Source organism: Bacillus bruguierae (assembly GCF_037104725.1).
Classification (GTDB): Bacteria; Bacillota; Bacilli; order Bacillales; family Bacillaceae_G; genus Bacillus_A; species Bacillus_A bruguierae.
Genome location: NZ_JBAWSX010000003.1, coordinates 201,433 through 224,493, shown reverse-complemented (window position 1 = coordinate 224,493; position 23,061 = coordinate 201,433). Strand labels below are relative to the sequence as shown.

General features: G+C 35.8%; 17 protein-coding genes and 3 pseudogenes. 10 read left to right on the top strand and 10 right to left on the bottom strand.

What is annotated here, in order from left to right; translation table 11 throughout:
* Positions 1–35: 35 nt before the first annotated feature.
* Positions 36–1,634 (bottom strand): lipase family alpha/beta hydrolase, encoded by a 1,599-nt coding sequence (locus WAZ07_RS07750; RefSeq protein ID WP_336471981.1) that lies wholly within the window; start codon positions 1,632–1,634, stop codon positions 36–38.
* A 1,896-nt stretch (positions 1,635–3,530) separates the two neighbouring features.
* Between WAZ07_RS07750 and WAZ07_RS07745 the strand changes: the two genes are divergently transcribed.
* Together WAZ07_RS07745 and WAZ07_RS07740 are read left to right on the top strand one after the other, a co-directional pair.
* A complete protein-coding gene (locus WAZ07_RS07745) occupies positions 3,531–3,752 on the top strand; it encodes a hypothetical protein (protein WP_336471980.1) in 222 nt (73 codons plus the stop codon).
* 51 nt (positions 3,753–3,803) lie between these two features.
* A pseudogene (locus WAZ07_RS07740) lies at positions 3,804–3,946 on the top strand (DUF3967 domain-containing protein); the annotation flags it as partial.
* A 27-nt stretch (positions 3,947–3,973) separates the two neighbouring features.
* Here the strand turns inward: WAZ07_RS07740 and WAZ07_RS07735 are convergent.
* Positions 3,974–4,174 (bottom strand): annotated as a pseudogene (locus WAZ07_RS07735) (IS4 family transposase); the annotation flags it as partial.
* Positions 4,175–4,622: 448 nt separating this feature from the next.
* Between WAZ07_RS07735 and WAZ07_RS07730 the strand changes: the two are divergent.
* From WAZ07_RS07730 to WAZ07_RS07720, 3 genes are read left to right on the top strand one after another with little or no spacing between them, the layout of a single operon-like run.
* On the top strand, positions 4,623–4,808 hold the full coding sequence (locus WAZ07_RS07730) for a hypothetical protein (RefSeq protein WP_336472116.1): 186 nt from the start codon (positions 4,623–4,625) through the stop codon (positions 4,806–4,808).
* A complete protein-coding gene (locus WAZ07_RS07725; RefSeq protein ID WP_336471979.1) occupies positions 4,754–5,029 on the top strand; it encodes a nitroreductase family protein in 276 nt (91 codons plus the stop codon). Before WAZ07_RS07730 ends, WAZ07_RS07725 begins: the two co-directional genes overlap by 55 nt.
* Positions 5,026–6,249, top strand: a complete 1,224-nt coding sequence (locus WAZ07_RS07720; protein ID WP_336471978.1) for an MFS transporter — start codon at positions 5,026–5,028, stop codon at positions 6,247–6,249. The genes WAZ07_RS07725 and WAZ07_RS07720 overlap by 4 nt, the downstream gene beginning before the upstream one ends.
* 1,430 nt (positions 6,250–7,679) lie before the next feature.
* On the opposite strand, the gene WAZ07_RS07715 is transcribed toward WAZ07_RS07720, so the two are convergent.
* The 5 genes and pseudogenes from WAZ07_RS07715 to WAZ07_RS07695 all read right to left on the bottom strand — a co-directional run bounded on the left by WAZ07_RS07715 (position 7,680) and on the right by WAZ07_RS07695 (position 12,800).
* On the bottom strand, positions 7,680–8,387 hold the full coding sequence (locus WAZ07_RS07715) for a ComF family protein (RefSeq protein ID WP_336471977.1): 708 nt from the start codon (positions 8,385–8,387) through the stop codon (positions 7,680–7,682).
* Positions 8,387–9,733 carry a DEAD/DEAH box helicase gene (locus WAZ07_RS07710; protein ID WP_336471976.1) on the bottom strand — a complete coding sequence of 449 codons (1,347 nt, stop codon included), beginning with the start codon at positions 9,731–9,733 and terminating at the stop codon, positions 8,387–8,389. The genes WAZ07_RS07715 and WAZ07_RS07710 overlap by 1 nt, the downstream gene beginning before the upstream one ends.
* Before the next feature lie 129 nt (positions 9,734–9,862).
* Positions 9,863–11,209 (bottom strand): annotated as a pseudogene (locus WAZ07_RS07705) (C40 family peptidase).
* A gap of 322 nt (positions 11,210–11,531) precedes the next feature.
* A complete protein-coding gene (locus tag WAZ07_RS07700; protein WP_020062835.1) occupies positions 11,532–11,846 on the bottom strand; it encodes a winged helix-turn-helix transcriptional regulator in 315 nt (104 codons plus the stop codon).
* A gap of 111 nt (positions 11,847–11,957) precedes the next feature.
* On the bottom strand, positions 11,958–12,800 hold the full coding sequence (locus WAZ07_RS07695) for a DegV family protein (protein WP_336471975.1): 843 nt from the start codon (positions 12,798–12,800) through the stop codon (positions 11,958–11,960).
* A 341-nt stretch (positions 12,801–13,141) separates the two neighbouring features.
* On the opposite strand from WAZ07_RS07695, the gene WAZ07_RS07690 reads away from it, so the two are divergent.
* Together WAZ07_RS07690 and WAZ07_RS07685 are read left to right on the top strand one after the other, a co-directional pair.
* A complete protein-coding gene (locus tag WAZ07_RS07690) occupies positions 13,142–13,783 on the top strand; it encodes a YigZ family protein (protein WP_336471974.1) in 642 nt (213 codons plus the stop codon).
* A 23-nt stretch (positions 13,784–13,806) separates the two neighbouring features.
* Positions 13,807–15,051 carry an LCP family glycopolymer transferase gene (locus WAZ07_RS07685; RefSeq protein WP_336471973.1) on the top strand — a complete coding sequence of 415 codons (1,245 nt, stop codon included), beginning with the start codon at positions 13,807–13,809 and terminating at the stop codon, positions 15,049–15,051.
* Positions 15,052–15,111: 60 nt separating this feature from the next.
* Here the strand turns inward: WAZ07_RS07685 and wecB are convergent, their stop codons facing one another.
* The 3 genes from wecB to galE form a co-directional block, all read right to left on the bottom strand.
* Entirely contained in the window at positions 15,112–16,227 is a 1,116-nt protein-coding gene (wecB, locus tag WAZ07_RS07680; protein ID WP_090918008.1) for a non-hydrolyzing UDP-N-acetylglucosamine 2-epimerase, read from the bottom strand.
* Positions 16,228–16,323: 96 nt separating this feature from the next.
* On the bottom strand, positions 16,324–17,649 hold the full coding sequence (locus WAZ07_RS07675; protein WP_336471972.1) for a UDP-glucose dehydrogenase family protein: 1,326 nt from the start codon (positions 17,647–17,649) through the stop codon (positions 16,324–16,326).
* A 114-nt stretch (positions 17,650–17,763) separates the two neighbouring features.
* Positions 17,764–18,750 (bottom strand): UDP-glucose 4-epimerase GalE, encoded by a 987-nt coding sequence (gene galE, locus WAZ07_RS07670; RefSeq protein WP_336471971.1) that lies wholly within the window; start codon positions 18,748–18,750, stop codon positions 17,764–17,766.
* Positions 18,751–19,160: 410 nt separating this feature from the next.
* Between galE and WAZ07_RS07665 the strand changes: the two genes are divergently transcribed.
* The 3 genes from WAZ07_RS07665 (at position 19,161) to WAZ07_RS07655 (ending at position 23,045) form a co-directional block, all read left to right on the top strand.
* Positions 19,161–20,231, top strand: a complete 1,071-nt coding sequence (locus WAZ07_RS07665; RefSeq protein ID WP_306199092.1) for a glycosyltransferase family 4 protein — start codon at positions 19,161–19,163, stop codon at positions 20,229–20,231.
* A 153-nt stretch (positions 20,232–20,384) separates the two neighbouring features.
* Positions 20,385–21,149, top strand: coding sequence for a polysaccharide deacetylase family protein (locus tag WAZ07_RS07660; RefSeq protein ID WP_336471970.1), 765 nt, complete (start codon positions 20,385–20,387; stop codon positions 21,147–21,149).
* 705 nt (positions 21,150–21,854) lie between these two features.
* The gene (locus WAZ07_RS07655; protein ID WP_336471969.1) at positions 21,855–23,045 is read left to right on the top strand and encodes a chromate transporter; all 1,191 of its coding nucleotides are present in this window, start codon (positions 21,855–21,857) and stop codon (positions 23,043–23,045) included.
* The last annotated feature ends 16 nt before the right edge of the window (positions 23,046–23,061 follow it).

Genomic DNA, 23,061 nt, shown 5'->3' with positions numbered 1-23,061 from the left:
ACTTATCGTCTTTTTATTGTACCTTTCGACATATTTTATTTTTCAATATACACAGAACGCACAATCGTCCGAGTATATGCTTTTCCTTCTTTATTCTTCCCTTTAATATCGATCGTTACGTTATACACACCTGATTTCTCAACAGTTGGCAACTTCCCGGTGAATGTGGCTGCATCTTCTTTTTGCAGTTTATTAGACTGCAAAACTAACTTCCCATTCCGATCTACAACGTGTACATCAAAGGATAAGTTTTCTTGTTTTAAGGAGCGCTTTGGGGATTTCGTTAACTTAAATTCTGCTTTGTTTTGTTTAACTTTACCTGGCATTTCTAATGTAAAAGGTGCAGCTTGTTTATAATTAGCGAGCATCATGTACGCATCGCTCTTTTCCTTTGACATCATTTTCAAGCGCCACTCACCTTCTTCCATTTGGTCCATTTGGAATGTTCGGATGTTTGCTCCATTAAAATAAGCATACTCTTCTCCAATTGTTGCTTTGCTATTTTGATTTGTGTATACCTTACCAGATGGAGCAATAAGTTGTATTTGCACATTTGGATTTGCAGTCAATACAGAAATACTTCCATCTGTTACAGTATCCACCGCAAAGTTTTTTTCCACCCAGCTATTTGCTGGGAGCTCCCCTCCAAATACCGTTTGATTAGCATTAGCATCTAGACTTTCCTTTGATTCTTCTAACATATTTTCATTTACGATAGAAGGAGATGGTGAAGTACTACGCAAATAAGGCTCAATCCGTGAAAATACTGCTGATCCCATTCGAATGCTATCATGATCGAGACTAGAATCTGTGAATAGATGTTTTCCATAAGGCAATTTCGTACTCCATTCGTTAACTAATCCATCATTAGCGCCATACCAAGAGAGGTAAAATCCACCCATAGACAATGCAGAGAAGGCTGGTCCCCAGCTTGTGCCCGCCACTGTATAATAACGGTTCAATTTAGCTTTTGGATTACTATCCGTTATATTACGAAACTGCGCCATTTCCCCTGTCTGCAGAGAGTACGTCCCCGCATCCTGCTGTCCTAGTAAGGAAGCAAGCCACCCTGCCCACCAGCTATAGGCTAAGTCTGCTAGATTCGATCCATAATGCGGTGAGGCAAGCGTTACTACATTTCCAACAAAACGGCTGGCATCGTAATGAATAAGCGCTGCTTGCGTATCTGGTCCACCTTTACTGTGCGCAACAATATTAACCTTCTTCCCAAAATGATTATAGATTTGCTCCAGCATAGAAGCGAGCAAACGCCCATTATCCCATTCACTTGCTGAACCTTTTCCCGCCGCATCATACAGCTGAACAAATACAGTTTGATACCCTGCGTCGTAAGCATAGTTATACATATTGTTCATACCGTGATAGACTGTTTCACCATACCAGTTCTTAGCATTTCCATTCTTACCTTGAACAAATACGATAGGTGATTTATTTGAACTATTCTCAGGAGTTGCCCCTAAAAACCAACTCCCAGGAGTAAACGATTCTGATGGCGGAAAAATCCCCCCAGATATTTGTACAGAACTAGCGAAAGCGGATGAAATAGGAAAAGAACAAGAAATAAAAATAAAAACAGTTAATAATGCAAAGAAACGTTTGAACTTATGCAACATAACAGACCCCCTTATTGAATTTTAAATTACACCCTTCATACAATTATCTTATGCCCAGGTTCATCCCATCATTTGTAGTTAATTAAATAATAGACACATGATAAAAAGTTAGAATCTTCAGTCTTATTAACATTTAATTTCACCACCTGCATGCCCATCAATTTGCTAACCATTAGTATTCATATGTAAAAATCTTTTTTTCATGATTTAAATACATCTTCTTAAGAATAAAACTCTCTCTTCCAACTAGAGTAGAAAAATAAAAAAATATATTGTCATATTCTTAAATCTATAATAAAATAAAATCATAAAATTATTAATATTCAGAAAATAACAGAGGAGGAATTATTATGGCGATCGCAATTGCAGTTTTATCATTTTTAGGTGGATTAATTCCATTAATCACAACTCTTTTAAAAGCATTCATCTAATCTTCTCGTACTTATAATAAATTATCGTACAAATGATCTGTCTATCAAAGGTGAATTGATATACAGATTATTTGTGTGAGGCTAGATATAACAAAAAATGTTTTTGTATACATATTGAAAAATTATATTTAGTTGTTGTAATTAATAATAATCGAATATATATAAATCTACTTTAAATTTTTGACATATAAGTCGCTTCTATGCATGGCCAGATGCTCTCGCCCACCTAAACAGAAAGAGGGTTTATATGTCGATTTTTTAATTTGTATTTATATAGATGTTGGTTTAAAGACTTTTATATGAAATGAAAAAAGTTTGTTGAATGAATAAAAACGTAATAAATTGTTCGATTTCCTTAATTCACAAAATTTTCAAAACTATAACCTTTAAATGTTAATATTTGTTATATAATAGACTTATCAAAGAATCACCTAGGTGGTTTCCCCTGTTTTGTTTATTAAGATAGTTTGTTTTACTCTTATTAATATTATCTCAAAAAGAACTTGTAGTTATTACTATAAGTTCTTTTTGTTTTTCTAGTTAAACATGAATGGAAACTTTCGAATATCCATTTACTAAACAAATAAAGGAGCAAATTGAAACTAATAAACATGCTAATGAAATATATCCCAAAATTTGTTTCATCTAGACTTCCCTTTAATACTTTTTATTCCACATTAACATATGTGAACCAATTTACATTGTATATTCTATATAAACGAAATTACCATAATCACATTTATCAGCAGTCCGAGTATACAGAAACCTAAAAAAAATCCCTTCATAATATCTAAAGGGATTTGGCTCACACAAATGATCTGCACCTCAATTCATCTTTGATATACAGATCATTTGTATGATCATTTTTATAAATAATTGCGGAATAACAAACTTACATAAATGCTTTTAAAAGCTCTTGTACGAATGGAAGTAATCCACCGATAAATTTTAAAACTGCCATTGCGATTGCCATATGATTTCCTCCTCTAATCTGCACGTCAATTCATCTTCGTTATACAGATTATTTGTATGATCATTTTTATAAATAATTGCGGAATATGAACTTACATTACTGCTTTTAAAAGTTCTGCTACTAATGGAAGTAATCCACCTACAAATTTTAAAACTGCCATTGCGATTGCCATATGATTTCCTCCTCTTTTTTGGTGTTAAGATGTGGTTTATCTTTATACCCTTATTATAGTAAGCGCTTACATTTTTATCAATACATTTTAATATGCAATATTACATATTGTGACCACCTGACAGTTTACACCAATAGAAAAAGGAGGTGCAAACCATGACATTATTTATATTTTTCGCTACTTGTATTGGATGAATAGTTAGTCTTATTACGATTGCAGACAAATGAAAAAAGTTTTTCTTATAAAAAAGACGTGGACTAGCATGTCTTTTTTATGCAAGAATATATATTTACATCTTTATATCTAGAAAGCGAGGGATTATGATGTCAAAACAACAATATGCATATCGTGTTTCCTTTTATTTATCTAACGGTAAGGAAGTAAGTGGGAGGATTACACATCATGAAGATCCAGAAACATACTTAAAGGCAATAGAAGGCTTAATAGAAAAGGAAAAGCCAATCCTCATCAAAAAGCTTGGCACTATAATTCAAAGTAAATATATTACACATGTAAAAATCGTTGAAGTTATTGTATGTTGAAATTGTCGTATAAAGAAATATATCGCGAATATATTTTTGAGGTGAAACACTATGAAGACGTCTAATGATGTGGCGGAGCAATTAGGTATCCAATCATCTATATTACGTAAGTATACAAATGTTTAGAAAAAGAGGGATATACCTTCACAAAGAACAAACGTGGCCATAGAAAGTATAGAGTGAACGATGTAATGTAACCGCTAAATAAGATTGGCGGTCACACTACATAGTTGTGTTAATGAAGTATGAGCTATATTTTGGCTTAACCAAACACACAGAGCCACCAAATCTTGTGCACGGTATTTACTTCTTCGTTGGACAAACCCTGTTTCCCTAGCTAACTGTTCTAAAGCATGCGATGACATATATCGTTGCAATTCTTTAGAAAACAATTTTAATTCATCAGAAATCGATAAATTCACATCAAAACGCCACCCTTTCTGTATATTTCTACAAAAAGAATAGCGTTTTTTTCGTTTTATGGATACAATTCCCCTTTAGCTTAATGGACATGTATGATACTCCCAATAAACTAAGCACAAAAAACAATCTTTAACTCTTCTTTTTTCATAACCTAGTTGGTTTTATAGGGTCCAAAATTACGAATAAACATTATTTACAAACTATTATTTGACAAAAAAACACTATTATGGAAAAATACAAATTGTAATAGTTTTCTAATTACTGAGAGAAGATGAGAAAAATGAAAATTTTCAAACCTAGCGAAAATGAGTACGCAAACCGTATTAATTCAGAACATAGTGAGACTTCTCCATCAAAATAATTGAATTGCTTAAATGACTGCTCTAGTAGGGCAGTCATTTATCGTTAAAAAAGATATACATATTTTTTAAGTTGGGAGACATTGATATGCAGTTAAAAATATCTGAAAATATGATATATTTTCGGAAAAATGGTCATCTTATAATAGATGATTTTATTAGACACGAACAATATAGCTTAGAGCTTTCCGTTTTCCCTATCTTAGGTTTATTCAAAGAATGGAACGACCTATGTGGAAATATAAAACTCCAAGGGGATATCGTATTGTTATGAAGGATGTAGGTCATTTAAGTCAAACTTTCTATTTAGTTGCTTCATGGTTGAAATTAGGTGCGTTTTTTACTGGACACCTTAAAGACGAATTAGTAGAAGAAAGGTTATGTATAGATAAAGAAAAAGAAATTGTTTGCGGACTTTCTGGAATAGGACATATTAGTGATGAAGCTCAAAAACATGGGAGAAATTTTAGATTTAGAGGAGAGAATTTGAATTGAAATCCTTTAAAGCCATTATACATAATAAAAATTTATGCATTGTATTAGGAAGTCAACTAGTCTTTCAATTAGGGATATGGTTCGGTACAATTGGTAATTTGCAATTTTTACAAATACATATAAAATCTCATGTTCTTCAGGCTTTTTTTCTTGTTATCGGTGGTGTCCTTGGGGTTATAATAGGCCCTTATGCAGGACGTTATATAGATTCTACTTCTAAATTAAAAGTATTACAATTAGTCGGATTGATGAGAATTGCATCTGTTTTATCAATGTTAGTTGCCATATATACGGGGTCAATTTATTGGATGGTTATCTATAGTATAGGAATTGGCTGCTCAGCCTCTTTTTTTAATCCCACTATACAAACAATATTGCCCGCTTTAGTTAAAGAAGATGACTTAATTACGATTAATGCTATCAATATAAATATTATCACCTTATCAAGAATTTTTGGAGCTGTATTAGCTGGTCTTTTATTAACAGTCGCTCCTCTATATACATTATTTATTATTGCTCTTATTGCTTATGTAACCTTATACTTTATCAATTTTTTATTAGTCATTCCAAACGATGTACGATTGAATCCTAAAAAACTCAAGACTAATTTTAAGGATATTTTCCCTGTTATTATAAAGAATCATTCTATTAAAGTAGTTCTTACGTTATCCATTATCCCTCTAATCTTTATTTCAGGCTTTAATTTATTTGTTATTGAGATTGGAAAGGGACAACCAGGTTCAATCATGGGCATACTCTATTTTATGGAAGGGGCAAGTATATTAATTGCAGGATTGTTTATCAAAAAAATAATAAAACGATATCAAAAGCAAGTGCGTATCCTTTTATTTGCTTGCTGTTTGATGGGTATAGCTCAAATTTTATTATCATTGACAAATTTTTATCTAACTATTTTCTCTTTTAGTGTATTTGGTTTGGCATATGGCATGTTTAATCCTCTTTTATACACATATGCACAACAAAAGGTTCCTGCAAGTATTCATGGAAGATTTTTTTCATTTAAAACGATGTTAGATCGAACCATTATGCAACTATGCTTGGTGTTAATTGGATTTTTACTAGATCAAATAGGATATAGAAGTTTAATGGTCTTGTTAGGTATATGTACTCTTACTCTAGTTTCCTCCATTATAATTGATTTTAAGGTAAACCCTAAAAGTTATACAACCGAGAATAAAAATAATTATTCTGATGTTTAACTAATTGGCCTAGTGATAGGATTCTTGCTGTAAACTACAAAATAAGTAAGATAATACTTTTATTAGCGGGCGATTGTATTTGGTAATCCTGGAAAATCTTTTGGTAAAAGTATTTGGTAATCATTTTTGTAATGACTTTTGATAAAGCTGTGAATAGTTACAAAAAATAATTCCATTTTGAACAAAGATTAATCAAAATGGATTCTTTTTTGTTTAGGTAAACATTTCATTTTAGGGGTCTCGCCGCATCCCCATCAACCTAACGAAATTAAATACCCCCAAAACGAAAAAATAAACTGAATTCTCATGGACAATTACAGAAAGATAAATTTTTCGTTTTGGGGATATGATTTTGTCTTACTACCATAATCATACTTATCAGCAGTCCAGGTATATAGAAACCTAAAAAAAATCCCTTCATAATACTAAAGGGACTTGGCTCACACAAATGATCTGCACAACAATTCATCTTTGCTATACAGATCATTTGTATGATAGTTTTTTATAAATAATTGCGGAATAATGAACTTACATTACTGCTTTTAAAAGTTCTGCTACTAATGGAAGTAGTCCACCTAAGAATGATAAAACTGCCATTGCGATTGCCATGCGATTTCCTCCTCTGATCTGCACATCAATTCATCTTTGCTATACAGATCATTTTTATAAATGATTGCTGAATATGAACTTACATAAATGCTTTTAAAAGCTCTTGTACGAATGGAAGTAATCCACCTACAAATTTTAAAACTGCCATTGCGATTGCCATAACGTTTCCTCCTCTGGTCTGCACATCAATTCATCTTTGCTATACAGATTATTTTTATAATCATTTTTATAAATGATTGCTGAATATGAACTTACATAAATGCTTTTAAAAGCTCTTGTACGAATGGAAGTAATCCACCTACAAATTTTAAAACTGCCATTGCGATTGCCATAACGTTTCCTCCTCTGGTCTGCACATCAATTCATCTTTGCTATACAGATTATTTTTATAATCATTTTTATAAATGATTGCTGAATATGAACTTACATAAATGCTTTTAAAAGCTCTTGTACGAATGGAAGTAATCCACCTACAAATTTTAAAACTGCCATTGCGATTGCCATAACGTTTCCTCCTCTTTTGTGGTATTACGATGTGTTTCATCTTTATACTCTTATTATAGTAAGCGCTTACATTTTTATCAATACATTTTAATATGCAATATTACATATTAAAATGCGTTTTAAAAATAGTAACTACACCCAAGAATAAAAAGACACCATCCTTTCTGCATATTTCTACAAAAAGAATAGCGTTTTTTCGTTTTTGGGAACAATGAATTTCTTAACTTGATGGCGATGTGTTGTTCTCCCTATATAGAAACACTTTGAAAGCCCACTTGCGCCAAAATATATGAGTAAGAAGGAGACCAAATGAAGAATCAGCGGCATAACGTCAAAGACGAAACGTTCGTTGCACCTCTTTCGTAGAAGCATTGCGCCGCTTGACGCACCGTAATACCAGTTGTATACACGTCATCAATTAAGACAATATTCTTTCCATGAAAAGACTCTTCCGCCGTAAAATAAAAAGGCCGAGAACGCTTCAATCGCTCTGCTCTTGTTTTCTTACTTTGCTTCTCTGCATCGCTTCTCATTAGAGATGTTTTCATCACCGGAATAGATAAACATGCCGCTAATAATTCTGCTTGATTAAATCCTCGTTCATATTGACGTGATAAGCTAAGCGGAATAGGAACAATACAATCACAATGCGAAAAATACTGCCGAAAAGCATTCGCAAAAGCAGCAGCAAATAGTTGCACAAGAGCCGCATCACCGCGAAACTTAAAACGAGCTAACACTTCTTTCATCCAATCATTATATACATAGACAGAACGATTTTTTACATATACATGCTGAAAATACGGATCTTGCCTCCAGCGCAAACAATCCTGACAATACTCTCCTTTCTTATATTCATCTGCTAGACATTGAAACGATCTTCCGCAATCTGCACAAATATCTCCGATAATATAAGAAAATTTTTGTTCGCAGTACGTGCATGCATATCTCTTATCTTGTTCAACAAAAAAAGAAAACCAGCTTGGCAAAGCAGAGACAACATCGTCGCAAAGAAGACAATGCATTAGTCAACTAATCCTTCTTGCTTCGCTCGTTTATTCATCATTTGAATTTGTTTTTTCGCTGCAACCATCGCCTCTGTCTTGCCGTAATGAAAATAGATGACATCTCCAAAAGGAGCATGACGACTGCGCCCTGCTCGTCCTGCAATTTGAACGAGTGCACTTTCTGAAAACACATGCTCTTCTGCTCCTAACACTGCCACTTGTAAATTCGAAACAGTAACGCCCCGCTCTAAAATCGTTGTCGTTACTAATAGCGGAATCTCTCCTTTTCGAAACGAAGCCACTTTCTCTTTCCGCTTTGCATCTTCCGCATGTACCCCCTCTATACGATGATCGATACATTTTAAAATAGAAACGATTTCTTCCACATAACAAACATGAGGAACAAACAAAAACATAGGATATTGTTTTTCTGAATAGATGTGGAGCCACCGCAAAATGACGAGAGGTAAAGTTTTCTTTTCGATAGATTTTCGCCAATTCCCACACCAGCGAAAAATAGGTACAGGGAGAGGATAACGATGATAGCGGGCCGGAATAATCACGCCGTCTTGTTTTCCGTTACGAAGCTTTCTCTGCCACTCTTTAGACGGCGTCGCTGTCAAATAAATAAACGAAGCGTTTTCCTTACTAGCAAAGCGAACTGCGTACTGCAGCGTGTCGTCCATTGAATAAGGGAAAGCATCAATTTCATCCACAATCATTACATCAAACGATCTGTAATAACGAAGAAGTTGATGCGTTGTCGAAATAACAAGCTGGGCACTTTTGGAGAAGTCGTCACTCCCCCCGTACAATGCGCAAATCGAAACCGATGGGAACACTTCTTGTAAACGCGGATAAAGTTCGAGGACCACATCTGTCCGCGGCGTCGCAATACAAATGCGTTCTCCTTTATGCAGCGCTTCTTGTATACCATAAAATAACATCTCTGTTTTCCCCGCACCGCACACGGCCCAGACAAAAAACGATTCTTTTCGCTCTACCGCCCAGGCAATTCCGTCTGCAGCCTTTTGCTGTCCTCCTGATAGCTGACCGTTCCACTCCAAACAATTCGTGATCACTTCGTTTTGTATAGGACCAGTCCAACGAACGAGCTCTGTACACTCACTCACCCTTCCCATCATGATACATTTGCGGCAATACGCACAAACCTTATTGCAGCGATAGCATAAAAATGAAAAAAATAATTGCCGCTCCTTATTTCCGCAGCGCTGACACATATAACAAGAGTTTTTCTTTACAACACCTTTCTCATAACGAATATAACCTTCTCGCTCGAGCTGATACAGTTCTTCTTTTGACACAGATACTTCCTCTAACAATAATTGACGACCTTCTAGCATCCTCCTCCCCCTTTCTGCTTTTACTATAAAAACATGGAAAGAGTTTGTAAAACAGCAAAAAAGCCGATAACCTACTCTTAAAATAGTAAGCTATCGACTTTATACACGTAATTTATTTCATTATAAATCCTAGAATCTACCGTATCCTAAGAAATGTTTTTGGTTGTAGCTACTGCTCAAACTAGAATATGCAATTCCGCTATCACCAGCGTGAATCATTTGTCCATTACCAGCATAAATACCGATATGAGATGGACCTGCTTTATACGTACCTTGGAAGAATACTAAATCACCAGGTTGTGGATCGCTAATATGCTGAGTAGAATTCCAATATCCAGCTACATCTTGACGACCTACACCGTAAATGTAAGAAATGAATCCACTACAGTCAAATCCACCGTTAGATGGGCTTGCACTACCCCAAACATATGGCTTGCCAAGGTATTGTTCCGCTTTTTCAATTATACCACCCTTAGGAGCCGGAGCCGGATTATCTCCACCTTGTTTTGCTGGCTTAGGATCTTTAGCTTGTCCGCTGCCATTATTTGCTGGTTGTTGTGCTGGTTGCGCTGCTGGTTGCGTTGGTTGTGCTGCTTTCTCAGCTAAGCTTTGTAAATATAAAGCTTGTTTTTCTAGATCTTTTAATTGACTCTCTGTGCTAGTCATTCCATTTACAACCGTTTGCATTTTTGCACTTAACTCGTCTATTGCTGCTTGTTTTTTCGCTTTCTCAGTATCAAGTTCTTTTTTCGCAGTTTCAATTTTTGCTTGTGCTTCTTTTAAGTCTTTTTGTTTTTCTTTTATAAGTGCTACATCTTTTTTCACTTTAGCTTGATCATCTTGTTGCATTTTCATAATATCTTGGTCAGATGCAAGAATTTGTGAAACAGAAGTTAAACGATCAACTAAATCTGCAAGACTTTTAGAGTTTACAACTACTTCTGTTACAACGTTTGTGTTTGGTTTCTCTTGAAGAGAAACTAAGCGCTTTCTCAACAGTTCTTCACGTTGTGCAATTTTCGTTTGTAACTCTGCAATTTCTTTATCTTTTTGTTCAATTAGTTTTTGTGCTTCTTCTACTTGCTTTACCGTCTCAGCAAGTTTTGCTTCGTTATCTTGAACAGACTTATCTAACTCTTGAATTTTCTTCTTTAATTCATCCATTTGTTTTTGGATTTCATCACGTTCTTGTTGTTGTTTATGTAAAGTGTCTTTTTGTTGTTGAATTTGTGTATTTACATCTTCAGCAAATGCGTTTGGTGTTACTACTGAAAACATCATAAATCCTGCAGCTAATGCACAAGATGCGATTTTTATTTTTTTCATTGTGTTTTACACCGCTTTCTTTTTTCTTATTTTCCCGAATTTATCTAATAAATTTATACCATAATTACCAATGTTTTTTTGTAATGTTACGGTTTTGTAAAAGAAATGTAATATTCTGCTTGTAGTTTTTTGACACTTCCATTCTAATATTGTGTTTTTTTGTAGATTAAGTAAGGAAATGGAGTAATAATTCTTTTTCTTTTGTCGTATAATTTCAGTTCTTTTACAATTATGTAACACTCTCAAACTCCCTTATTATTACATAGAATAATTTACCAGTCCACCTTTTTTCTATTATTTTTATATAACATTTTAATTTTTCAACATATAATTCGCTGCTATGCACGGCCAAATACTTTCATCACCAGAAAAAATAAAAAGTGCAAGGGTACCTCCTTGCACTTTTTAGCAATAAAATTCCGAGTGATTCAACGACTAGTATGAAGCTCCCACTCATTACAATTTCACTTTATTAATGAACCCATTTCTCTGCCCATTTTTGCACTTCTTGCATGACACTCTCTAGCGCTTTCCCTTTATCTGTTAAACCATATTCAATACGTACTGGCACTTCTGGATAAACGGCACGTACAACAATTCCTTCACTTTCTAATTCCTTTAAGCGCTCTGATAACATACGATCGCTCATATTTGGAATAATATCAGCAATTTCGCGAAATCGTTTCGGTTCTTCTAATAATGATTTAATAATTAAACCTGTCCACTTTTTACTAAGAAGTGTAAAAGCAGACTCGAACTTTGGACATAAACACGGATTATGTTCCATATGTTTCACCTCACCTTTATTATAAAATAGTTTCTTATAAAAAGTAAGTAATAAAACTTATTTTTTATATTTTTACCCAAAAAAGCTCTCTACTTGAAAGAGAGCTTCATTTTATTTTGTATACCAACCTAATCCAAGTGAACCTTCACCTAAATGTGTCCCAATTACTGGTCCGAAATAACCGATTCGAAATTCAACATGCGGGTATATTTCTTTCAATTCCCGCTCCCATTCTTTTGCTTCTTCTTCTCGATTCGCATGAATAATAACAGCTTCCACCGGGACACCTTTACTTGCTTGTTCATCAAAGATTTCTACAATACGTTTTAATGCTTTTTTACGCGTACGGATTTTTTCAAATGGAATAATAACTTTATCACGGAAATATAATACCGGCTTTACTTGTAATAAACTTCCAAGAAATGCTTGTGCACCATTTAAACGTCCACCCCGCTGCAAATGATGTAGATCGTCAACAACGAAGTACGCTTCTATTGTTTTCTTCATTTCATTAAAACGAGCAATAATCTCTTCTGGACTTTTTCCTTCACTCGCCATTTTTGCACCTTCACGTGCATAAAACCCTTGTACTTCACAGCTAATTTCTGAGTCATATGTATATACATCGATTCCTTCTACCATTTGACCCGCTGTCGTTGCCGTCTGATATGTACCACTAATACCGCTAGAAAGATGTATGCAAATCACCGCATCATACCCTTTCCCCAGTTCTTCAAATAACTCAACAAACTTCCCGATAGCTGGTTGTGATGTCTTCGGCAGTTCTTCTTGGCCCCTGACTTTCTCGTAAAAATCTTCTGCTGTAATTTCCACTTCTTCTTGATAAGATTCATTTCCTAAAATAACATTCAAAGGAATCATATATATATTTAATTCTTCACGTACATGTTTTGGTATATATGCCGTACTATCAGTTACAATAGCTATTTTCATTTTCGTACCTACCTTATAAACAGTTTTATTATTTATTGTACATGAAAATGGAAAAAGGTGCATTAACTGACGAAAAAACGAGAGGTTAAAATTATAAATACTATCTCACCAATTTACAATAAAAAAATTCAAATTATAATAGAAATAGTTAAACTTCTACAAAAAAGATTTGAAACTCAAAACTAGCCCTTTTAGAATAAAAAGTGCTGATTATTTATCTTGTAAGTCCTTCACCTTCTAGGAAATGAAAAAAAATTAAGATAGAATCAAAGTCCGATTTCATAGGATTAACGATCAGCTTGGGTCAAAGTTGCAATTTACAAAGATAGGAGCGTATATCATTGCTATTACAATATTTCACAGTAAAAGGATATGGCGAACATGAAATAGCTATTCAAAAATCTCGCTTTATTTGCTATGTAAGCCGCGCAACAACAGAAGAAGAAGCACAAGAATTTATCCAAAAAATAAAAAAACAACATTGGAATGCAACCCATAACTGCTCCGCTTACTTAATTGGTGAACATGACCAAATCCAAAAAGCAAACGACGACGGAGAACCGAGCGGCACAGCTGGTGTACCCATTCTAGAAGTATTAAAGAAGCGGCACTTAAAAGATACTGTGGTCGTTATCACACGTTATTTCGGTGGCATTAAACTAGGAGCAGGCGGTTTAATTCGTGCATACGGGAAATGTACAAGTGAAGGTCTCAATTATGTCGGCATCGTTGAACGAAAATTGATGCGCGTCATGAAAACAAAAATTGATTATACATTGCTTGGAAAAGTTGAAAATGAACTACGCAACTCTATATATGCTATTAAAGACATACACTACTTAGATTACGTCACGTTCGATACATATGTGGAGGAAGATCAAAAACAATCATTTACAGAATGGATGATTGAAATCACAAATGGGAAATGTACAATTAACGAAGATGAGATGCTATATCTAGAACAAGATATAGTGCAACACTAATTTATACTTAAAGGAGATTATTTATGGAAGATCGTTATCGTCATCTCCAGAATAGAAGAACAAAAAAGAAAAGAAGACGCAGAGGGCTTATATACCTCTTTTTCGCTCTCCTTATTGGAGGCGGAGGAGTTTATGCTTATAATTCCTATTCTTCCTTAATGGGAATTTACAGCGGGTTGCAGCACGATAAATCTAAACTCCGTACAGAAGATGTAGAAATTACAAAAAAACCATTTAGTCTTTTAATTATGGGAATTGAAGATTATGCAACAGGCGGCGAAAATGGACGAACTGATTCCTTAATGTTTGCGACAATTAATCCAAATTCACAAAAAGTATCTTTAATGAGCATCCCGCGTGATTCACGTGTGACAATCGTGGGGCGTGATAAAAAAGATAAGATAAACGCAGCTCATGCCTACGGCGGCGAAAAAATGGCAAAAGACACGGTCGAAAACTTTTTAAAAGTACCTGTAGATCACTATGTAAAACTGGATTTTAAAGGGTTCAAAGGTATTGTCGATGCTGTTGGCGGCGTTACAGTGGATGTTCCGTTTGATTTTTGGGAACGATCTGATGTGAACTATTACAAAAAGATTGAGTTTAAAAAAGGACAACAGCATTTAAACGGAGAAGAAGCATTAGCTTATGTTCGGATGAGAAAGCAAGATCCAAATGGTGATTTTGGACGCGCCGCTCGTCAACGTCAAGTACTTGCAGCGGTCGTACAGGAGTTAAATTCAGCTTCTACTGTATTTAAAATAAATGATCTCGCAAAAGCAATTGGGAAATATGTCAAAACTGACATACCTGTATCCGATGGTCTTGCACTCTATAAGAAATTCTCTGGCTTTAATCCATCTAACATTCAAACCGTAAAATTGGAAGGCGAAGATACGAAAATAGATGGCATTTATTATTTCGTTCCAAACGAAGTAAGCATTCAAGAAATTCGCCAGACCTTTATGCAAAACTTAGAACTTGAAGCACAAGCTCCTGCTCCGGATACACAAAAACAACCTGAAACAAAAGAACCAGCTAAACCAGCTAATGACTCAAATACAGACGAGGGAAAGCAAGAGCTACCTAAACCTGATCATAATTCAAATACACAGGCTGGAAAGCAAGAAACAACTAAACCTGATCACAATTCAAATACACAGGCTGGAAAACAGGAAACAACTAAACCGAATCATAATTCAAATACACAAAAGACACCTCCATCCAATCATGAGTCAGATGAAGAATGGCAAATGTCCGCACACTAAAAAACAGCTGTCTCCTCTCCAGGGGCAGCTGTTTTTTCCTCTTACCAAAAATAAAATTTATTATTTATTAAAATATTCTACAATTGCTTTCACAATACGCCCTGACGCCTGACCATCACCGTATGGATTCGATGCTTTTGCCATTGCGCTGTGCGCTTCTTTATCTAATAATAGCTCGTTTGCTAAGCTGAAAATTGTTTCTTCATCTGTACCAGCAAGCTTTAATGTACCTGCTTCAATACCTTCTGGACGCTCTGTTGTATCACGTAGAACAAGAACTGGCACACCAAGTGATGGTGCTTCTTCTTGCACACCGCCAGAATCTGTTAACATTAAGTATGAACGTGCTGCAAAGTTATGGAAATCAATGACATCAAGCGGTTCAATTAAATGAATGCGATTATGCTTCCCTAAAATTTCTCCGGCAATTTCACGAACAACAGGATTCATATGTACTGGATATACAACTTGCACGTCTTCATGTGTCTCAACAAGACGTTTAATGGCACGGAACATATTACGCATCGGCTCACCTAAATTTTCACGGCGATGTGCCGTCATGAGAACAAGACGATCATCTCCAACCTTCTCTAACACCGGATGTGTATACGATTCTTTTACTGTCGTTTTTAACGCATCAATTGCTGTATTTCCTGTAATAAAAATGTTTGTCTCTTTTTTATTCTCTTGTTGTAAGTTTGTTGCAGACTTCGCTGTTGGTGCAAAATGAAGATCTGCCATTACCCCTGTTAATTGACGGTTCATTTCTTCTGGATATGGAGAATATTTATCCCACGTACGAAGACCAGCTTCCACATGACCGATTGGAATTTGATTATAATAGGCAGCAAGACTTGCAATAAATGTTGTCGTTGTATCACCATGTACAAGAACGATGTCTGGTTTCGCTTCTTTCATAATCTTATCTAAACCCTCTAAACCACGAGTTGTAATATCAATTAACGTTTGACGGTCTTTCATAATATTTAAATCATAATTCGGCTTAATATCAAAAATATCTAACACTTGATCCAGCATTTGACGATGTTGCGCTGTTACTGTCACAATAGACTCAATTTGCTGTGAATGTTTTTGCAATTCTAACACGAGAGGAGCCATTTTGATAGCTTCCGGACGCGTTCCAAAAATCGTCATTACTTTAATGCGCTCTGTCATATTCAATTCCTCTCTTCTTTCAATGTCTCAATTCATCATGTACGATAACAATTGTTATTATATATGAGAATCTGAAATGACAAAAGGAAATATTTCCTAAAAGATATGTGAAACATCTCGCTTTCGAATTACCCTTCTACCAATGGAATAGTAATCAACAGCATATTGCTCCACTTCTTCTAATGCATAACAATTTCTTCCGTCAAATACAATTGACTCATTCATAAGCTGTACATATTTCGCAATCGGATACGTTCGAATACTTTCCCACTCCGTTACAATAAATGCTACGTCCGCTTTTATAATTGCTTCGCTTATATCCATGCTATATTGTACTCGGTTCATAAAGATGCGCTTTGCATGTAAAATCGCCTTCGGATCATACGCAATAACATGAGCTCCTCGTGCCAATAACTGCTCAATAATTAGAAGAGACGGAGCTTCTCGTATATCATCTGTATTTGGTTTAAACGAAAGACCGAGAACAGCAACTCGTTTCCCTTGTAAATTCATGACCTTTTCTGCTTTTTCCACAAGTGAAGCTTGCTGCTTATTATTCACTTCAATAACCGCTTTTAGCAACCTAAAATCATGAGCCACATTACCTGCAATTTGCACAAGTGCATTTGTATCTTTCGGAAAACAAGAACCGCCATACCCAATACCCGCTTGCAGAAAATGAGGACCAATTCGTTTATCAATCCCCATCCCAGCTGCCACTTCTGTCACATCAGCTTGTACTTTTTCACATATACTTGAAATTTCATTGATAAAGCTAATTTTCGTCGCTAAAAAGGCATTCGATGCGTACTTAATCATCTCCGCACTACGTACATCCGTTGTAAACACTTCAATTGACAACAACTTATAAAGATTCGCAACCCGCTTCGCAATCTCTGTTTTTTCCGCTCCAATTACAATACGATCACCATGAAAGAAATCGTGCACGCCGCAGCCTTCTCGTAAAAACTCCGGATTTGATACAAGATGGACACTTATATCTGTTTGCAATGCCGCCTGAATCCATTCTTTCATAGCATCATTTGTTCCAACAGGAACCGTACTTTTTGTCACAACGATCACATCTTGTTTAGCATACATCCCAATATCACGGCACATATTTACAATATGTGTTAAATTTGCAGATCCATCTGAGTAGGAAGGTGTACCAACCGCCACAAAAATATACTCAACTGCCTCGTAAGCTTCTTCTCTCTTTGAAGTAAACGATAGCTTCTGCTTTAAAACAGCATCTTCCAATAATTTTTGTAACCCCGGTTCATATATCGGCAGTTCATTTTCCTCTAACAACCGTATTTTCTGTTCATCAATATCAAAACAAGTCACAGAGTGCCCGAGTGTCGCTAATCCAATCCCTGTCACTAACCCGACATATCCAGTACCTACCACCGTAATTTTCATACACACACCTCCTCCTTATGGTTCGTTTCACTTTATTATATGAGACATCCTTCGCTTCATTTTTAAGCTTTTGTAAAAAAACAAGTCAGCTGCAGGTAAGCAGCTGACTTGTTTTTACTTACTATATCCATTCGGATGGGATGTATGCCATTCCCAAGCTGTTTGAATCATTTCTTCAAGCGAATACCTTGCCTTCCAATCTAATTCGTTATAAATCTTCTCTGATGAAGCGATAAGCCTTGCTGGATCTCCCGCGCGGCGCTCTGCGTGAATCACATTTGCTTTCTTCTCAGTTACACGTTCACACGTTTCAATTACTTCTTTTACAGAAAAGCCTTTTCCGTTTCCTAAGTTGTATACTTCATTTGTTTTTTGTTCATTTTGTAAACTTTGCAGCGCTAAAATGTGCGCTTCCGCTAAGTCTGTCACATGAATATAATCGCGAATACAAGTACCATCATGTGTATCATAATCTGTACCAAAGACAGCAATCGATTCACGTTTTCCTAATAAGTGCTGCAGCACAAGCGGAATTAAATGTGTCTCTGGCGTATGATCTTCTCCAATTGTTCCTGATACATGAGCTCCCGCTGCATTAAAGTAGCGAAGTACAACATATTTCATGCCATAAGCAGCATGAAAATCTTGTAAAATATGCTCAACCATTAATTTAGAGCGTCCATATGTATTGATTGGATTTGTTGCAGTTTTTTCTGTAATCATATCTGTCTCCGGAATTCCGTACGTTGCCGCTGTTGAAGAGAAAATAAATGATGTTACGCCATGCTCCATCATTTTCTCTAGCAACGTAATCGTTGCCGTCACGTTATTTTTATAATATTTCAATGGATTGGAAACAGATTCACCAACAAGACTATTTGCCGCAAAATGCATAACAGCATCAATAGAATAGTTACTAAATACACGATCTAAATCTGCCGCGTTACTTAAATCTCCTACTTCTAAGATCGCTCTCTCATCAACACTTTCACGATGACCAGTTGATAAGTTATCTAATACAACCACTTCAAATTTTTGATCTAACAATTGTTTTACTGTATGACTTCCGATATATCCTGCTCCACCAACAACTAAAATCATGGTTTCTCCCCCTATAAAAAATATATCATTATATAGCTCTATATTAATTATACAGCAATTCCTACCTGTAAAATCAACCTTCTTCTAATAGCACGTAACACGAAAAGCATCCACCTTTATTCTGCTATTCCCTCAACACATATATTTACACAATCCTATCATAACCTTCATATAATTAAATAAGGAACATACATATTTTTCTGTAAAACATCCATATTAAGACTAATTTTTCATCTATAATTCGCTTTAAAAATGTCATATATTTCAGTTATTACAATTTAAAGTCACGCGAAAAAAAGATTGAAATCCACTCTTTTTATGATACCATATGTTATGAGCCAAAAACATATATTGAATTTTGAAGTAAAAGAGAGATTTCAATACGTTAAAATATAAAAGGTGGGGTATTAATGGACTCACGAATTATTTATGCAGTTTTGGCATCGTTCATTACCGTACTGATTGCTACCCCTTTCGTAATTAAATTAGCCTTTAAGATTGGGGCAACAGACAAGCCAAATGCTCGTAAAGTACATCAAAACATTATGCCTCGTCTTGGCGGACTGGCAATCTTTATCGGAGTTGTTATAGGATGCTTCGTTAGCGGCTTGTATGAACAGCGGATCGTATCGATTAGTATAGGTGCTGTCATCATCATTATCATTGGGATATTAGATGATATGTATGAATTATCTGCAAAAGTAAAATTCGGCGGACAACTTGCAGTCGCATTGTTAATCGTGAAAAACTTACAAATACCAGTGCTTTACATTCCAATTTTAGGAGAAACTGAACTTGGATGGCTATCTTATCCAATTACAGTGTTTTGGATTGTTGGTATTACAAATGCTATTAATTTAATTGACGGACTTGACGGACTATCAGCTGGCATTTCTTCCATTGTTCTTGCAACGTTAGCTTACATGGCTGCTACTAGTGTAACTGGTGCCGGTAGTGCAATCATTTTACCGCTTGCACTCATCGTATTAGCAAGTACAATTGGATTTTTATTCTATAACTTTCATCCAGCGAAAATCTTTATGGGAGATACAGGGGCTCTGTTTTTAGGATATTGTATTGCGGTACTATCATTACTTGGCCTATACAAAAGCGTAACATTGTTTAGCTTTATCGTTCCAATCATTATTTTAGGGGTACCAATCTTTGATACAACATTTGCGATTATTCGCCGCGTTGTAAATAAGAAACCAATTTCAGCACCAGATAAATCGCATTTGCATCACCGTTTACTCGCAATAGGGTTCTCTCATCGAACAACGGTGCTAATTATTTATGCATTTGGTATTTTCTTTAGTGTGAATGCCATTATTTTTTCAAAAGCAACATTATGGCTCTCCATTGTTCTTCTATTCCTTCTTATTTTAATTACTGAAATTGTGGCAGAGATTATCGGTCTTGTCCATGATCGCTATAAACCAATTATTTCAGTCTATAAAAAAGTAAAAAGACGTGAAGAATAAAAGTAATATAACCAATACACAATAAAAATATACAAACAGGACAATCTCTTTAAAGAAATTCTCCTGTTTTTTTGTTTTCCAAAATATAGTTCGTTTGAGAATACCCACCTTGGAGCAAGATAACAGTACAATCTTCAAATTAGGGTGAGCATCATGATTAAGCGAACACTTTTACTTATTTGTTTGTTTTCTACTATCATCTTATGTTTTCTATCACCTATGCAGGCTGCTGTTGTACCTTCACATGAGAATCGCCCTATCTCTCATTTTGAAACACAACTGCCTCATCAATATACAGCTACTCCGCAAACAAAAGTGGCTTATTTGACATTTGATGATGGACCAAACAAATATACAGCACAAATTTTAAATATCTTAAAGCAAAAAAATGGAAAAGCAACTTTCTTTGTTATCGGTGGACGCGTCTCTCGTTACCCTCGAACAACAAAGCGAATCATTGAAGAAGGTCATTATCTCGGATTACATAGTATGTCTCATAATGCAAAGTACCTCTATAATGGTGATCCCTCTATTTTAGTTTCTGAAATGGAACAAGCTCGGGAGATTGTTCGGGTCATCACTGGAATTGACACACACCTCGTTCGTGTTCCTTATGGCAGCATGCCCTATTTAAAGAAAAATTATCGCGACGCTCTCGTTGCATCTCGCTATAAAATGTGGGACTGGACAATCGATACATACGATTGGAAAAGCGCTCATAATCCATCTGCCGTATTGGAACGAGTAATAAATCAAAGTGATAATCCAGTCGAAGTCATTTTAATGCATGATTCAAATGTCACTGTACAAATCTTACCAAAAGTCATTGACTATCTTCATTCACAAGGATATACACTTCTCCCTTACAATCCTTCCTCTCATTTAGAAGTTAATTTTTGGAAGGACGCGAGATTGTAACAGCTTTAGCCTCTACTAAAGCTGTTCAACTTTTATATGTATATAAATTAAAAAACCGACATAAAACCACTTTCTTTTTACGGGAGGACAAGAGCATCTGGCCTTGCACAGGAGTGGGCAGGGCCTTTTCCTGCCACATGCAGTGCTTTAAAACAAAGGGAGCAAGCAAGTGCAGGTCATGATTATTCTGCATAACAGCGACTTATATGTCGAAACATTAAATCATATTTATATATTTTGATATAACCACAAAAAATACCTTAAAACATGTGAAAATAAAAACCACTTCAACCAATTGAAAAGCACTTGAAATTGATTGAAGTGGTTTTTATAATGAATTCCTTTATTAAAAATCAATTCGTTCAGAAAGAAGAAAAAAACAAAAAAACCTCAATGAAGAGGTTCCTTTCGTTCTTTCTCAATGACAAGTCATTTTGCAGAACTATTATCCGTTGGCTCAAAGATAGTTAGGAGGCTATCTTCTTACGTTTTCACTGTAACATAAAAAGTTACTTCTCAAATATGCAATTTTACATATTCATTACATTCTTGTCATTTTCCTATTTACATAGATTCGATATGATATATAAGTACAAATTGGAAAACTGCCCCTTTTTTTAGTGGGCGAGAGCGTCTGACCGTGTATAGAAGCGGTCGCTAGATTTATAGAAAAATTTATTCGAGAAAAAGGTGACTCCTATCACTATGAATTCTAAACAAAGTATCGCAAAACACTTACAAATATTAACGGAAATCTTTCTCATTTCCACAAAACTTGGACTCACTTCCTTCGGAGGACCTGTTGCACATCTTGGCTATTTTCATAACGAATACGTTCAGAAGCGAAAATGGATGGATGAAAGAAGCTATGCCGATTTTGTAGCACTTTGTCAATTCCTTCCCGGCCCCGCTAGTAGTCAAGTTGGAATCGGAATTGGATTATCACGGGGTGGTATACTTGGAGCTATTGTTTCTTGGCTTGGATTTACGCTCCCTTCCGTTCTTGCGCTCGTCCTGTTTGCTTCGTTACTGCAGCAGATTGATATTGCACACGCGGGATGGATTCACGGCTTAAAACTAGTGGCCGTAGCGATTGTCGCTCATGCATTATGGGGAATGGTGCAAAAGCTAACACCAGACCGGAGCCGCGCAACGATTGCAGTTATCGCAGCGGCTATCGTTCTATTATTCCAAACAGCTTGGATACAAATCATCGTTATTCTATTCGCGAGCATCGTGGGATGGCTCTTATACAGGGAGCACACAATAACAACTGAAACAGAAATATCTATTCCCATCTCACGCAAAGTCGCAGCGCTATGCCTATCTTTGTTCTTTCTCTTATTCATACTATTACCGATATTACGCCCTTTCTCGCACTGGATTGCTATGTTTGATAGTTTCTATCGCTCAGGTTCTCTCGTCTTTGGCGGCGGTCATGTTGTTCTTCCGCTCCTAGAAAATGAATTTGTGTCAAATGGCTATATAACGAAAGAACAATTTCTCGCTGGTTATGGAATGACGCAAGCCGTTCCTGGACCATTATTTACATTCGCCGCTTATATCGGAGCAATTATGAACGGAGCCGCCGGGGCAACAATTGCGACAATTGCTATTTTTCTTCCCGCCTTCTTACTCGTTGTCGGCGTATTGCCTTTTTGGGATGCACTGCGCCGCAAACCGTACGTACAAGGAGCTATGTTTGGTATAAATGCAGCGGTTGTCGGCATTTTACTCGCCGCTTTTTATCATCCAATTTGGACAAGCTCGGTTATAGAGCCCGCTGATTTCGTTGTCGCATTACTCTTATTTACAATGCTTGCCTTTTGGAAAATGCCGCCGGGGGTTATTGTTATAATTGGTGCGATCAGCGGGATGATTTTGTCGGTACTATAAAAGCTAGTTTTACGCC